Origin of the sequence: Budvicia aquatica DSM 5075 = ATCC 35567, from assembly GCF_000427805.1 — a bacterium.
GTDB classification, from domain to species: domain Bacteria; phylum Pseudomonadota; class Gammaproteobacteria; order Enterobacterales; family Enterobacteriaceae; genus Budvicia; species Budvicia aquatica.
The window spans coordinates 70,965-85,881 of the sequence record NZ_KE386585.1 but is presented as its reverse complement, the minus strand read 5'-3'; the positions used below and the strand labels follow the sequence as shown (position 1 = coordinate 85,881).

Sequence of the window (14,917 nt, the reverse complement as noted above, 5' to 3'; positions counted from 1 at the left end):
TCTTATGAATGATTTATATATTCCATAGTGTGTGGTGGAATTCTTGATGTATTATTTTTAGATTGTTGGCAATGTTAGTGATTCTGAGTGTTAATGTAACGAGATGTTAATGTAACGGAATGTTAATATAACAAAATAACACAAATTCACATCAATCTAGAAATCAATAAATGAATGCTATAACAAGGAAGGTGCTAGCTATGTCAGTTAAACACAATTCAACCAATCCCCCTTTTCTGAGCGTCGGTGGCTTAATCAGCGGTGCTAAACTGAGTAAAGTTGCCGCCGGTGTTATTATGGCCTGTAGCGGAGTTCTATATTTTGCCAATGCGGCCAACGCTTCCAGTTGCAATACCTCTAATGGTATTGACGGCGGAATTGCGGTTGCTGATGGCGGCAGTTGTTCTATCACCAACATGTTTGACCCGAAAACAAATGACCATAAGGTCGGGGCTTTATATGTCAACAATGGTGACAAAATTACCCTGACGGGTGATGTCACGACCATTGCTTTAGGTGACCCGGGCTATATCAGCTTCAAGCTTGGCGATCTTGTTGCGGGCACCAATAGTGAAGAACATTTGGTGCTTGGCGATAAAACCAACGGTGTGACTACCAAGGATGAGATCACCGGAGCAAATATCATTGTTGCGACCTACTACTCCGATCAAATAGGGTCATCAATGTGGGGAGCGTCTGACTATTGGTTTACCGCTATCCCGCATAATGTTAACGGCGAACAATATTTAAATACCCGTTTTGCTACCGTCGAGAATGGCACGCTGGTGGTTAATTTGGGCAATTCCTCGGTGGAATCAACCCATAAAGAAAACACCATTAAAATGGCCGCCAAAGAAAGTTTCTTAACCGTGGCTAAAGGACCGGGTAGTACCGTCGAATGGACTTCTAAAAATTTAGTGGTGTTTGAAACCTGGAGCCCGGCAGCTGCGGGAACTGGTACCACTAATTTCGACTATAGTACGCCAAACTATCTGGGCACGTTTATCGGCTTTGATAACAATAGCCATACCGTAACTAATGCCGAGCAGCTAAAAAACTATAATAATGCTCTGATTCAGGCATTAAAGGACGGCAAGATTAAATCGCAGCAGGCCTATGATGATGCTTTAGCCAAAGCGGTAACCTTTACAGAAAAGTCAGGGACTTTTTCCTATACGATAACTCCCGGCGATGAAGTTACATTACCCATTGGTGATAACGCCGTTATCCTGGCTGACGGCAATGGCGCAAAAGGTATTATTAAGGACGGCGGGCAGATCGATGCCCGAATCAACTATTTAGGCGCTATGGTTGCCAGAGAAGGCGGCTATATTGAGGTAGAAAAGGGCGGCAAGCTATCTGGTCACTATTATCTGATGAGAATCATGGATAAGAGTACCGGCGTGAATAACGGCGTTATTTCATCCGGTTATATTGCCGGTGACGATTGGGATACTGCTTCATCTCATCCACACCCTAACGGTTTTGCTTACGTTCAGGGTTTTGCCGTTACTGCCGATGGTAAAGATGCCAGCTTTATAAATAATGGGATTATGAATCTGGCCGGCTGGAGCTATGTGGAAGGCTCTAACGCACCGATGGATACCAACTACCTCATTAAGACAACCTCAGGTGCGCAGACAAAAAACAGCGGAATAATGAATCTTGGTGTGACCAATAACTTCCTTGATTCCGATCTGGCCGGAGCAATTGTTGACGGTGAGGGTTCAACCTTTACCAATGAATCCACCGGCCTAATTTATATTGGCCGGGCGGCACAATATAATGTTGTTACGCCGGAAAGCGTCAGTGACACCACCAATAAACTTTCGCAACAGGGTATCCGCCTGATTAAAGGAACAGCCACCAACAGCGGCACTATTACTATCGGGACTAAAACCGAAAATGCGATAGGGATGATTGCCACCGGCGATGATGCAGGCAGCTCTTTGATCAATAATGGTAACATTATTATCAATGGCAATGCTTCGGAAAACCCATTGCAGAATGTTGCAATGTGGGCTGAAAATACCGGTGCTACTGATATTCAACATAATGGCCTTATCGAATTAAACGGCGTTAATGCCGTTGCTTTAAAAGTGTTATCTACCGATAAAAGCGCCTCTGCATCAACCAGTGCAACCAGCGTTATCAATATTGACGGCGGCGCCGATATCTCTAACGGTACCCGAAATATTGCTATTTGGGTTGAAGGTAAAGATGCCTCTGCGGATATTCAGGGTAAGGTTAATCTGAACGGCCAAGGGGCCATCGGTGTACATGCCCGTAGCGGCGCTAAGATTGACGTTAATGGTAACGCACAGGTCAATTTTATTGATGGTATTAACCAAATTGGCTACTTTGTTCACGGTCTGGGGTCCCAGATCCTAAATAGCACATCTCAGGAACAGCAGTTAACCACTGAAGGTTCAACGCTGTATCGCCTTGATGGTGGCGCCAGCTTTGTCGGTTCTGATGATATTATTTCCTCGTCAAAACTGGCAGCTATGTCAAAAGATACCTCGCTGTTTTTAGTCACCGGAACCGATAAAAAGACCAACACGGCGACCAGCTTTAGCTCGGGTAAATTAAAAATGGACGTCAATGGTGAGGGTTCTACCGGTATCCGTGTAGAAGGCGGAGCCAGCGGAACCATTACCCAGACTGCCGATATTATTCGGGTTGCCGGCAAGGGAGCAACGGCCGGCGTTGTTGACGGTAAATACTATGGTATTGATGGTATTGAAGTAGAAGATAACTTTAGTGAAAGCTCTAAGTTAACCAGCTTTGCCAAGTTAGGTTCTGACCACGCTGTTGACGGCGCTTTTGGCTATATTGCCCGTAATAGCGGCACTTTAGTGCATATGGGGAGCATTGACTTCTCAACTGACGGAACAGGCAAAACCGGGGTGTTGGTTGACAATGGCATATTGGATAACCAGGGTGAAATTAAAGTTAAGGGCACCGCGGTCCATATCAAAGGTGAAGATGCGCGGGTTAATAATACCAGTATCATTGAAGCAACGGATGAAACCGCTGCCTATTTGGTTGACGTTGGCGCGTCACTAACCCTGGACGGAACGGGGCAGACTAAAGCTGGCGGCACGGCACACGGCGTGCTATTGCAGACCGGCGCTATCGGGTTAGACGTGGTGCAAGCCATCATTGATATGACCGGCAGCGGTAATGGTATCGAGAATGCCGCTGAAATTGGCAATATCCATTTAAGCGATGCGACCATTAATGTCAGCTCAGGCGCAGGTATTCGTACTGCAACAGCCCTGGCTCAAACCGATAATGTCATCATTAACGTTAATGGTGATAGCGGTACCGGCTTCCTGTTTGAGAAAAATACGGCCGGAGATAAAACCACCGACGTTGAACTCAATCTGGCAGGAACCGAAGGTTTAACCATTAACGTTAAGTCAGCCGGCGGGAAAGGGTTAGTGACTAACTCATCTGCCGATGTTACCAGCGGTGCAAATATTTATGTTACTCAGGCTACCGGTGGTTCAGCATTAGTGGTAGGTGGCAGCAGCCAAAAAGTTAATCAATACGGCAAGCTTGATTCCAAATCTACGGTGAGTGGCGTATCCGTTGTTGATATCAGCAATGGCAAGGTAAACACCTTTACTAACCACGGCCAAATCTTAGCGGCAAGTGCTGAGCAATTAGCATTACAAACTACCGCCGGTCCGGCCGTGGCGTTTACCAACCAAGCGGGCGCTGTTATCAGCGGTCAGGTTAATCTGCTGAATGGTAAAGATAACAGCGTTACGCTGGTCAGCACCAGTAAAGGGACCGACTTTAAAACCGGTACTGGCAATGACCTGTTCTTATTAAAAGATATCAAAGCAAGCGAGCAGGGGACGATATTTAGCACCCTGAATGGCGGAACCGGCGACGATACCCTGCAGCTGGATAATTCTGTTTATCGCGTTCTGGATGCGGATGCTATTCTGAACATGGAACATATTGAATTAAAAAATAATTCAGTTCTGACACTAAACGATACCTTGCTGGCATTAGGTGATTCTAAAGATGACGCTGACGATACCGGCTATAACATTGACGGCACCAGTGAGCTTGCCATTGTAAATAGTGATGCCGTGGCCTTTGCCAGCCATTTGTCAGGTAGCGGATTACTGAGCGTTAATACCACCGGTAAGAGCTTTAACTTCACGACCAATAACGATGCCGATGGTTTTGAAGGTACCGTTGCGTTAGGCCATAGCACCTTCGATTTGAAGCAAGGAAACACGCAGGCTTTAACTCAGGCTACGTTAAAGCTGGGTGAAAAGAGTGAGACTCTGGTCGGTGATAGCCTACAAAGTATCGGCGGGCTGGTATTTGACGGCGGTACGCTTAACTTTAATACCGGTACGCCGGGCCAGCCGGAGCTTAGCCAGATTGAGACCAGTAAAGTGCTGGACCTGACCGGTACCGGTAACGTGGGGGTTAATATTGAGAGCGTACAAAATTATGCTCCGCCAACCCCACCAGCGGTAGGCACTACACCGTTATTGGAACAGGATGACGGCAATCTGATCTTAAAGCTGGTTGAAGCTCTTGATACGGCGACCGTTAGCGGCAGCGGCGGTGCATTAAAGTTGATTGATAACCGTACTGGCTTAGATATTAGCGATGAGACAACGGCAGAGATTGAGCAAAATAACATGCATGTCGCTAATGCGACTTATGACTATCGCTTAACGGCCGGAACGGATAGCGATGGCCTGTACATCAACTATGGCTTAACTCAGGTAGAGCTGCTAACTGCTGGTACTGATGCTTTAGTGCTGAACTCCGGCGGAAAAACTTCTGCGGCTGCCGATCTTAGTGCCAAAGTAACCGGCAACGGTGATTTGGCAATAGATACCGGCGCCAATAATACGGTTTCTCTCTCTAATGCGCTGAATAGCTATACCGGTACCACCGACGTGCGTTCAGGAACCTTGCTGATGGCGGCGAATAACGTACTGGGCAATACCGAAAAGTTAAAGTTAACGAATCAAAGCATATTTGAAATGGCCTCTTTCAGTCAGGTTATTGGTGAGCTGCAGGGTGAGCTGGGAACATCGGTGAACCTGAGCGGCGGTCATCTGACTATCAATGACGGTGGGGTTTCTGATGGTCGTTTGACCGGGGCAGGCACTTTAACCGTTGCCGGTAATACCCTAACGGTAAACGGTGCCAATACTCAATTATCAGCCAAAACAGAAATTGCTAATACTGCACAGGTTAACCTAAATAACATCAGCGGATTAGGTATCGGTGATATTGATAATGCCGGTAAGCTTAACATCACTAATGCAGCAGGCGATTTGGTTAATAACTTAAGCAATAGCGGCGATGTGAAGCTGAACAACACTCAGGCAGTGTTGAAAGGTAATAATGCATCATTCTCCGGGCGTTATCAGATCGACAATACATCGAAGTTAACGGCCTCTTTGGCCCAACATTTGGGCAGTGCAGACGTTGAAGATAATGGCGAATTGCAACTGGACGTTAATACCGACTGGACGCTGTTAAACAATGTCATCGGTACCGGCAACCTGACCAAGAATGGTCAAACGGTGTTGACCTTAATGGGTAACGTTAGCTACACCGGCGTTACTGATATTAATCACGGCGGAGTTACCTTAGGTAACAGCACAACCCCTATTTCGTTAGCAAGCCGGCAGGTTAACATCGCCAGCAATAGCTTTATGTCTGGCTACGGCGGCGTTGCCGGTAATATTGATAATCAGGGTTCGCTATACGTGGGTGAAAAGGCCCTGGCCCGCACATTATCACCGGCGACGACCTTTATGGTAGGCGGAAACCTGACCAATAGCGGTTCAACCTATATTGGTACGGCTTCATCTGCCACCGGTAATCAACTGCACGTGAGCGGTAATTATCAGGGTAATGATGGTAATTTGTACCTGAATACCGTGCTGGGTGATGACAATTCCCTAACGGATAAACTTGTTGTTGATGGTAATACGCTGGGCAAGACGTTAGTGACCGTTGCTAACGTTGGTGGTCAGGGCGCTCAAACTCTTAATGGTATTGAAGTTGTGCACGTAGGCGGGGATTCTGCCGGTACCTTTGAACAAAATGGCCGTATCGTTGCCGGGGCTTATGAATATAGCCTAGGCCGCGGAAAAGGGGCTAATGAAAAGAACTGGTATTTGACCAGTCAATTAGACAACGGACCAACGGACCCTACAGGGCCAACCGATCCGACCGATCCTACAAAACCAACCGATCCGACGGGCCCTTCCGTATTCAGGCCTGAGTTAGGTAGCTATGCAGCGAATATTGCCGGGGCGAATACCTTATTTATGACCCGACTGCACGATCGCTTAGGTGAAACCCAGTATATCGATGCCTTAACCGGCGAAGAGAAAGTCACCAGCATGTGGATGCGTCACGTTGGCGGCCATAACCGTTTCCGTGATTCTTCAGAGCAGTTGAAAACTCAGAGCAATCGGTATGTGCTGCAGTTAGGCGGTGATATTGCCCAATGGAGTGATGACGACTTAAACCGCTGGCATTTAGGCGTGATGGCCGGTTATGCCAATCAGCAGAGTAACACCGATTCACACGTTACCGACCGCGGCTCCAGAGGTAAGGTTGACGGCTATAGCGTTGGTTTATACGGCACTTGGTATGATAACGATGCTGATAAGAACGGCACCTATGTTGATACCTGGGTATTGTATAACTGGTTTAATAATACCGTTACCGGCGACACTTTTGCTTCTGAAAGCTATAAGTCAAACGGCTTTACGGCATCGGCAGAAGTGGGCTATACCTTTAAAGTGGGTGAATCACCGAAGGATAATAAAATATTCTTTATTCAGCCAAAAGCTCAGGTTGTCTGGATGGGCGTTAAGGCCGATAACTTCAACGATGCTCGTGGTGACCAGATCCGTAGTGAAGGGGATGGTAATATCCTGACGCGCTTAGGTATTCGTTCTTATATCAATGGCTACAGCGATATTGATAAAGGCAAAGAGCGGGTATTTGAACCTTTTGTTGAAGCTAACTGGATCCATAACAGTAAGAGCTTTGGCGGCAATATGGGCGGCACGCTGGTTGAACAAGACGGTGCCAGAAATATCGGTGAACTGAAAGTCGGCGTTGAAGCCCAGTGGGATCCTAAGTTAAACCTGTGGATTAACATTGGTCAGCAGATGGGCGGCGAAGGCTACAGTGATACATCCGCCATCTTCGGGGTTAAATATAACTTCTAATTCTGAAAGCCATTTTTAGCTCTCGCTAAGTGACAAAAAACCAAGCCTCGTTTAATCACGAGGCTTCAGACTAATGACAAAGTGATCTAATTTGATTTCAGTGCAAATTTCGTCCGCATAATCATTATTGGAATATTTATTTTTTCTATCGGCCGAAGGGCGAGGTTTTGAGCTTTGAGGGCTCCGGGCCTACCTTTCCTAGGGGCCCTCCGGCAACTAAAGTTGCTACGACCCCAACGGAAAGCTCTCCCTGCGTTTAAGTTTTTTAACACCTAAATTTTAGTATTTGAGGTTTGTCAGCAATCTGAAGCCTCGTTTAATCACGAGGCTTTTTTGATCTCTATTCAGGCTAATAAATTTAATCGACTTATCCGATCAGGCTTGCACCTACGTTAATCGATAAACCGAGAATAGCCATATTAAAAATAAAAGAGAGCACCGACTGTAGTAGCGATACCTTACGTATATCTGAACTGCCAATAGAGACATCGGCGGTTTGTGAAGCGACGCCGATAATGAAAGAGAAATAGAGAAAGTCCCAATAGCTGGGTTCTACCAAATTATTAGGAAATATCAGCCCAAGCCCGTCACTCTCCGATTGGCGATAATACAGATGTGCATAGTGCATTGCGAACGCGGTAGGCAACAGTAACCATGAGAGCATCAGTGTACTGCCGGTCAGAAGTAAGTGCAGGGTTTTTGCCGACCCGGGGGCATTATTGGCGGTGCCAAGGTCCAGCAGAATAACCAATATACTCACGACGCAGGCGATACAGACCATAAAGAGGACAACCCGCGCGCTTTCATCCTGCGTTTTGGCAACTTCACGTATATGTCGGGTATTACTGCGCAACATCATACGGCTTAATAAGACCAGATAAAGGAAAGCCAACAGGTTCCAGGCGATCATCAGGCGCTGTAGCCAAGAGATACTGCTTGGTAGTAGGAAAAAACACAGTATCCCCGCTAAGACAGATATCAATAGTCGAGGACGATGTCGCAGATAATGTTTAAAAAAATGCGAAGGATTCATAAATAGCGCGTCTCCTTAAGTCGCTGCTGAACCGATAACATTTATTATAGACAGGATAAGTATCAATAAAATATAGCTATACTGAGTTTACGACTACTCTCTATCAGTAATATCGCAATAGGGTAGCGAATGCCTTATCGACGCGTTAGAAACGCTGCATCACCGAGTTAATATATCCAAAAGTAGTAACCAGTTAACAATTTGAATTTATGGGATTTTTAAAATTTACTGTAAGTCTATTTTGATTGGTCAGAACCCGGAACCTTGCTCTTTTACTATTTGTTTATCAGTACATTATTTAGCAGTCAGAGCCGGTTCTTATTGATTGCCATAATTAGCACTTGATGTAGGTTAATCATATGTATATGACATCACAAAGGTTTATCAATATTGTCCGTTCATTTTTACTGGCGACCGGAGTAGTAGCGCCATGGTTGCTGGGGATTATGACTCACAATGCGGCTGCCGGAAGTATTGCTTCATTTGGTACTTACCTGATGATTATTTCTTTTCCCTTTTTACCAAAGCGCAGGGCATGGTTGGTATTAGCCATTTCAGCGTTGGTCCACAGCGTTTTTTCTGCCATTGGTGCGAGCGTTATATTGGGGAGCTTGGCATTTTTCCTTTTTGCCGCGATCGTTGCTTTTATTCAGGGTGTATCTGAACTCAGAAAAAGCGTCCTAAGTTTGCCGGTAGCGTTGGCGGCTTTGGCCTTCTTTTTATCCGTTGGTCAGGCCGCTGATGGCGATGAGGTTTTTTTTTTAACCTACTTTTTTAGCGGGACCGTTTGGGGAGGGATCATGACTTTCGCCTTGGTTGCAACGGCTACCGAGGATACTAAAGCAGTAAATAAACCCAATTGGCTAAGTAGCCAAAAACCTTTTTTAGCCAGCATGGTAGGGGTCTCTTTAATAGCCAGCATCGTGGCAACTATGGTACCCAGTACCCATCCCTGTTGGCTGCCAGCTGCTGCATTGCGCGTGATGAAGCCGACTCGTCAGCAAACCAAAAAGCGCATTAGGGACAGGGCATTGGGGAGCCTATTGGGTGCCTGCTTTGGCGGGTTATTACTCGGGCTTTATACCTTCCCGCTGCTGCACGTATTTTTTGTATTGCTGCTGGTTTTTGGCATGTTAATGATTGGTGCTAAGCACTATGCCATCTGGACATTTTGTCTAACGGCCGTCGCGTTAACCTTCAATTTGCATCCGGGCTCATCGGCACTGCTTATTGCGACCGACAGGGTGTTGCTGACCGTGGGCGGGTTGTTTATCACGGCGCTGGCACTATGGGTATTACCAGATGAACTATAAAAAATGACAGGGATAAATCTTGTGCGCGTTTACCCTTTCGATGGTCGCGGTAAATATTATCGAGGAGCTAAATATTATGCAGCTTAGCAAGGTAAAACAGTGGGTTCCGGGGCTTGAAAGCTTTATTCACTACGATAAAAAAAACCTAAAATATGATATTCGTTCCGGGCTTTCTGTTGCAGCCGTTGCATTACCTGTTGCGATCGCTTATTCCGAACTGATGGGCATTAACCCTATCATCGGCCTTTATGCCTGTATTCTCCCTATGGTTGTCTATGCGCTGTTTGGTAGCTCACGACAGTTGATTGTCGGGCCTGATGCAGCAACCTGCGCAATAATCACTGCCGCTGTTGCACCGCTGGCCCTGGGCAATCAGGATATGCTGTGGCTATTAGCGATTGTCATAACCATTATGACCGGATTTTGGTGCTTGGTTGCAGGCCATTTCCGTTTGGCTATTTTTGCTGATTTTCTTTCCCCGCCTATTTTACAAGGATTACTCAATGGTGTGGCGGTGACTATCGTTGTCGGGCAGATAGCCAATATTTTGGGGTTAAGCGCACTGCCATCAGATCTCATCGAAAGCCTGATCGCGTTGCCTGGCAAGATAGCGGGTACACATTGGTTAACGTTGGCGCTGTCGACTGTTTGTCTGGTTATCCTGTTTATTTTGAAAGCATTACGTCCCGGCTGGCCCGCCCCCCTTATTGTGATGACGCTGGCGACATTATTAAGTTGGCAGTTGGACTTCAATGCAATGGGAATTGCCATTATCGGCAGTTTTGGTCATGGGCTTCCCCATATCAGTATGGCTCATTTTGATCCTGAGTTGCTGCGAGCGTTAATCATTCCCTCGCTAAATCTTTCGGTAATTAGCATTGTCAGCTGCATGATGACGGTACGCAGTTTCGCCAATAAAAATGGTTATGAAGTCGATATCGATCAGGAATTGCGCGCACTGGGCTATATCAATTTAGCTGCCGGTTTATCTCAGGGATATGCCGTAAGTGGGGCAACCAGTCGTACTGCGGTTAATGATGCCAATGGTGGCAAGACGCAGATGGTGTCACTGGTTGCTGCGCTGATGATAGCGCTGGTGCTGTTTTTTCTTACCCGCTTTATTAGCTTTATTCCTCTGGCAACGTTGGGGGCCGTGTTAATTTATGCAGCATGGTCTATGTTCAGTATTAAAAGTATATTTTCTATCAGAAAGCATAGCCGTTCAGCCTATGCCTTGACGTTATTCACCCTGGCCGCGGTATTGGTTGTCGGCCTTATTGACGGCATTGGCTTTGCCATTCTGCTTGGTTTACTTCAGTTTCTTCATACCGTCTTTAGGCCAACCGATCAGCTACTCGGGGTCGATAGTCAGGGCATTATTCATACGGTTTCTTCCGGAAACCATATCAAGCCCGTTGATGGCTTGTTGATGTATCGCTTTAACTCCACGCTAACCTATTTCAACGTAGCCTACTTTAAAACCCGCGTACTGAAGATGGTAGACAGTGCTGCTAAGCGGCCAAACTGAGTGGCGATCGATGCTGCTATCTGTTTTACCTATAATGATGCCAGCGTGTTTTCATCCCTTAAAGAGCTGATGGCTGAATTGAAAACTCGAGGCGTCATGCTGGTTTTGGCAGGGCGAACTACCGAACTGGATGAATGGCTGGTTCAAAATCAGATTATACGTAAGGATGTAAACTTATTGTTGGTACCGGACCTTTACTTTGCTATTCGGATGATTCAAAGCAATAACCTGCAAATGGAGGTTAAAGAGCAAGATTCAGCGATGCAATCTGCCTCTGACAGCGCTAAAGATAATATTGGTGGTGACCGTGAGTCGAAAGGCCAATAGCAATAGCTAATATCTATTTGATTATAATTGGTTTTTTGGTTTTTTCTTTAAGCGGTTAAATCATATCACTATGCGTTTTAGTAAAGAAAAATATAAGCATTTTTTTGTGGAACTCTCATTTGCTAACTATATTTATATATGCAGGAAGTAATAATTGGCAATCTTCAATAAAGTAGAGAGGTTAACTGATGAAAATCAAGATGTTATTGATCGGTGCTGCAAGTTTATTGATATTTTCAACTATGTCTAATGCAGCAGAAACAAAAAAGCCAATAAAATCGTGGACCTGTGAGGATTTTATTGCCTTAGATGAAAGCTATAAGCCGACAGCGGTAGGTATTGGTGCCCTTTTAAACCAAAAAGGGACGGTGGAAGACGCGGTGCTTGACGTTGACGGAATTGAAAAGATAACGCCGATCGTTATCGATGCATGTAAAAAAGACGCTCAGTCTTCATTTCTGAGTAAGTTGAAAGCTTCATTTGAGAAGCTTAAAAAAGATATGTAATTAATAGAGTTAGATTAAATTGATAATCTGAGTCAAGCCATTAATCCACTCCTGCAATACGTTATGCTTTTCGGTATTTAAACGCCTGATATATTTTATCAGGCGTTTTTTGGTAAGCTTAAAACCGACATTCTCGGAAACGGGTTGGTCATCATTACTTGACGATGAGAATCGATAATATAGCCAATATTGGTTCATTTAATTTTTACATCAACACTCTTACGCCTATTTGGTTGGACTCTTGGTCAGAGTAGGGTTCAATAGCAACGCATCTTAAATATATCCATCTTCATATCTGATTCTAGATTTTGTCTCAGTACTCAGGTATGCCGTAAATTTGTGTTGACTAAAGGCAGAGTAAAAAATGCAGCGTCGCTATATTACCAAGCATGAGTGGGAGTTGGTGTTTAAACAATTACCGGATGAGCCCGATTATTATCGGGACCGTTGTATGCTATTTATGACTTATATCCACGGGCTACGAGTCAGTGAGTTAACCGGTTTAAGGGTTTCTGATATCGATATGGTTTCACAGACGCTTTATATTGCACGATTAAAAAATGGTTTTTCGACCATACATCCGTTATTGGATAGTGAAATTACGCTGTTAGAGAAATGGATTACCCAGCGTAATAAAAAACCAAGCAATCAAAGTAATCCCTGGTTATTTACCTCTAATAAAGGAGGGCGAATTTCCCGACAGTGGGTTTATAGTTTAATTCGAAAGTACGGTGAGCAAGCTAACTTGCCGGTTATTTTACATCCGCATACGTTGCGGCATGCGTGCGGCTATAGTTTAGCCGATCAAGGAATGGATACTCGACTGATTCAGGATTATCTTGGTCATCGTAATATTCGGCATACGGTGCACTATACTGCCAGCAATCCCAAGCGATTTAATCGCGCATGGCAAAATATGTCGGAACCTCAAATGGTATTTAATACTAGCCCGGATATAGTATTAAAAATGGACTGAATTTTTATTTTAATAAGATATGGCGAAAGTCATTATTATATATAAATCATCTTTTCATTAAGCGATCTTAATCATAAAAATAAAATGTATCTGTGTATGAGTTAATTTATATGCAGGTACATACTTCCACCAAGTAATACTCAATAAATCCTTTTTGCTCATCTTATAATCAATAGCCATATTAATATCATGGCTATTGTGTGATTTGATTTTCTTTGAATAAAGTTAATAATTCATCTTTACTCTGATTGATAGCCGGTAAAAACTCAGATGGAATTAATGCAACGCATTAGTTCTTGTGCGATTGTTTATTTGTTTAGAGGTGGAATATGATGCCAAAAAGAAAGTATTTATCAGGACCCGAGGTTGAAGCACTGTTGGAAGCCAGCCGGACGACTCGTCATAGTGAAAGGAATTATTGCCTGATCTATATGGCTTATTTGCATGGGTTAAGGGCCAGCGAGCTGCTGGGCTTACGCATTTCTGATTTAGATCTACGCGGTGGGACGCTGAATGTCAGTCGGCTTAAAAATGGCTTTTCAACGGTACATCCTTTGCTGGTAAAGGAAATCCAGGTAATAAAAAAGTGGTTAAATGTGCGCCGATTTGAAGCTGATATGGAGTGTGATTGGCTCTTTGCCACCTCAAAAGGTAAGGCGCTATCAAGGCAACAATTTTACAACATTATTCGCGGGCTAGGAAAACAAGCGCAATGTTCGTTTGAGTCACATCCGCATATGTTGCGTCATGCCTGCGGTTTTGCTCTGGCAGACAGGGGCATTGATACCAGATTAATTCAGGATTATCTCGGACACCGGAACATTCGCCATACGGTGCGGTATACGGCGAGTAATGCAGCAAGATTCAGGGGAATATGGCGATTAAAAAATATACAAAATAAACGACAATTAGGACCAAAGTGTAAAGTATGCGTTGGCGTCCTTGGTATTGTCGCTAAATCTGAAATAAATATCTAGTGCTCTACATCATCTTTTTGAATAATAAGAGATGTTTTGCAATTGAATTTTTAGCAACTTATTGTATTTGAAATAAATAACTTAAAATAACATATTCAAAAATCAATTATTAAATTTTTACCATTCAGTTTCGAAAGTTAAATAAACTAAAAATGATTGAAAATAGGAATATCATCCATGATATTCGGCTAATTTTGGTATCTTAAACTTTTATTGTCAAAATGGTCCTAAATGTCAATCAGAGAAGGTACCAGTAAGGTTGTCTTTTGTATCTAAGGATGGGGGTTGAAAATGGATAACATAAGAAGAATAATTGTAAAAAAGTTGTATTTTTTAAACAGGTTATCTTTTATTCGCCCTATTGCGCGATTGATTAATTATGCCTTTTCTTATTTTACTCTAGCTGATAGAAGGGCTAGGGAAACGTGCCCTATACACATTAATCAATTGATGAAAAACGGCTATACCGTACTCCTGGTATTCAAAGAGTAATATTTGATGATCGAATTTTTCGCTGGGCGCAATGTTGTTTATTTGATTGTCCGGTATTGGTGAAATGGATTTAAATATCGCAACACAATCATGATGAATTGAACATGAGTTGGCGATAGCGATAACGGCACTGCGTTAATCATTAGATTTAAATATAACGTCTAAATTTTTTGCAAATAACAATGTGTGGGGACGTATGGAAATAAAGCCTTGCTGTCATTACTGTGAAGAGAAAACGTATGTTCGCCGACACGGTAAGTCCAGAGCCGGAATTAGGCGCTACTTGTGCGTTGCCTGTCATCGAACGTTTCAAGCCAATTATCTCTACCAAGGAAATGAATCAGATATTCATCGATTGATTAAAAAAATGTGGTCCGAAGGAAAAAGTAACGAAGAAATAGCCAGACAATTAGGCGTAGGGTTAAACGTGATCGGTCGGCATATGTTTATATTAACCGGGGATGTTTGTTCTTAAAGCATTCCAAAGAGTAGCAGTGAGTTTTTAAAGTAGCTATTGCCTG

General features: G+C 44.1%; 7 protein-coding genes and 1 pseudogene. 7 read left to right on the top strand and 1 reads right to left on the bottom strand.

The window, feature by feature from the left end; genetic code table 11:
• Nucleotides 1-200: 200 nt before the first annotated feature.
• Nucleotides 201-7,244 (top strand): autotransporter outer membrane beta-barrel domain-containing protein, encoded by a 7,044-nt coding sequence (locus tag YWE_RS28415; RefSeq protein ID WP_051323527.1) that lies wholly within the window; start codon nt 201-203, stop codon nt 7,242-7,244.
• 367 nt (nt 7,245-7,611) lie between these two features.
• On the opposite strand, the gene YWE_RS0122435 is transcribed toward YWE_RS28415, so the two are convergent.
• Nucleotides 7,612-8,277, bottom strand: a complete 666-nt coding sequence (locus tag YWE_RS0122435; RefSeq protein ID WP_029096472.1) for a DUF1345 domain-containing protein — start codon at nt 8,275-8,277, stop codon at nt 7,612-7,614.
• A 359-nt stretch (nt 8,278-8,636) separates the two neighbouring features.
• Here YWE_RS0122435 and YWE_RS0122430 point away from each other — a divergent pair, with 359 nt between their 5' ends.
• The 6 genes and pseudogenes from YWE_RS0122430 to YWE_RS30810 all read left to right on the top strand — a co-directional run bounded on the left by YWE_RS0122430 (nt 8,637) and on the right by YWE_RS30810 (nt 14,871).
• A complete protein-coding gene (locus YWE_RS0122430; RefSeq protein WP_029096471.1) occupies nt 8,637-9,590 on the top strand; it encodes an FUSC family protein in 954 nt (317 codons plus the stop codon).
• 76 nt (nt 9,591-9,666) lie between these two features.
• A pseudogene (locus YWE_RS28410) lies at nt 9,667-11,445 on the top strand (SulP family inorganic anion transporter).
• Nucleotides 11,446-11,633: 188 nt separating this feature from the next.
• A complete protein-coding gene (hdeA, locus tag YWE_RS0122420; RefSeq protein ID WP_036016918.1) occupies nt 11,634-11,951 on the top strand; it encodes an acid-activated periplasmic chaperone HdeA in 318 nt (105 codons plus the stop codon).
• 364 nt (nt 11,952-12,315) lie between these two features.
• Nucleotides 12,316-12,927 (top strand): tyrosine-type recombinase/integrase, encoded by a 612-nt coding sequence (locus YWE_RS0122410; protein ID WP_029096468.1) that lies wholly within the window; start codon nt 12,316-12,318, stop codon nt 12,925-12,927.
• Nucleotides 12,928-13,259: 332 nt separating this feature from the next.
• On the top strand, nt 13,260-13,904 hold the full coding sequence (locus YWE_RS28405; RefSeq protein ID WP_051323526.1) for a tyrosine-type DNA invertase: 645 nt from the start codon (nt 13,260-13,262) through the stop codon (nt 13,902-13,904).
• Between the two features lie 688 nt (nt 13,905-14,592).
• Nucleotides 14,593-14,871, top strand: a complete 279-nt coding sequence (locus YWE_RS30810; protein ID WP_071605921.1) for an IS1/IS1595 family N-terminal zinc-binding domain-containing protein — start codon at nt 14,593-14,595, stop codon at nt 14,869-14,871.
• Nucleotides 14,872-14,917: the final 46 nt, after the last annotated feature.

Bases quoted from the DNA above. Each gene is read 5' to 3' on its own strand.
- YWE_RS28415 (WP_051323527.1), top strand. From the start codon at position 201: ATGTCAGTTAAACACAATTCAACCAATCCCCCTTTTCTGAGCGTCGGT.
- YWE_RS0122435 (WP_029096472.1), bottom strand. From the start codon at position 8,277: ATGAATCCTTCGCATTTTTTTAAACATTATCTGCGACATCGTCCTCGA.
- YWE_RS0122430 (WP_029096471.1), top strand. From the start codon at position 8,637: ATGTATATGACATCACAAAGGTTTATCAATATTGTCCGTTCATTTTTA.
- hdeA (WP_036016918.1), top strand. From the start codon at position 11,634: ATGAAAATCAAGATGTTATTGATCGGTGCTGCAAGTTTATTGATATTT.
- YWE_RS0122410 (WP_029096468.1), top strand. From the start codon at position 12,316: ATGCAGCGTCGCTATATTACCAAGCATGAGTGGGAGTTGGTGTTTAAA.
- YWE_RS28405 (WP_051323526.1), top strand. From the start codon at position 13,260: ATGCCAAAAAGAAAGTATTTATCAGGACCCGAGGTTGAAGCACTGTTG.
- YWE_RS30810 (WP_071605921.1), top strand. From the start codon at position 14,593: ATGGAAATAAAGCCTTGCTGTCATTACTGTGAAGAGAAAACGTATGTT.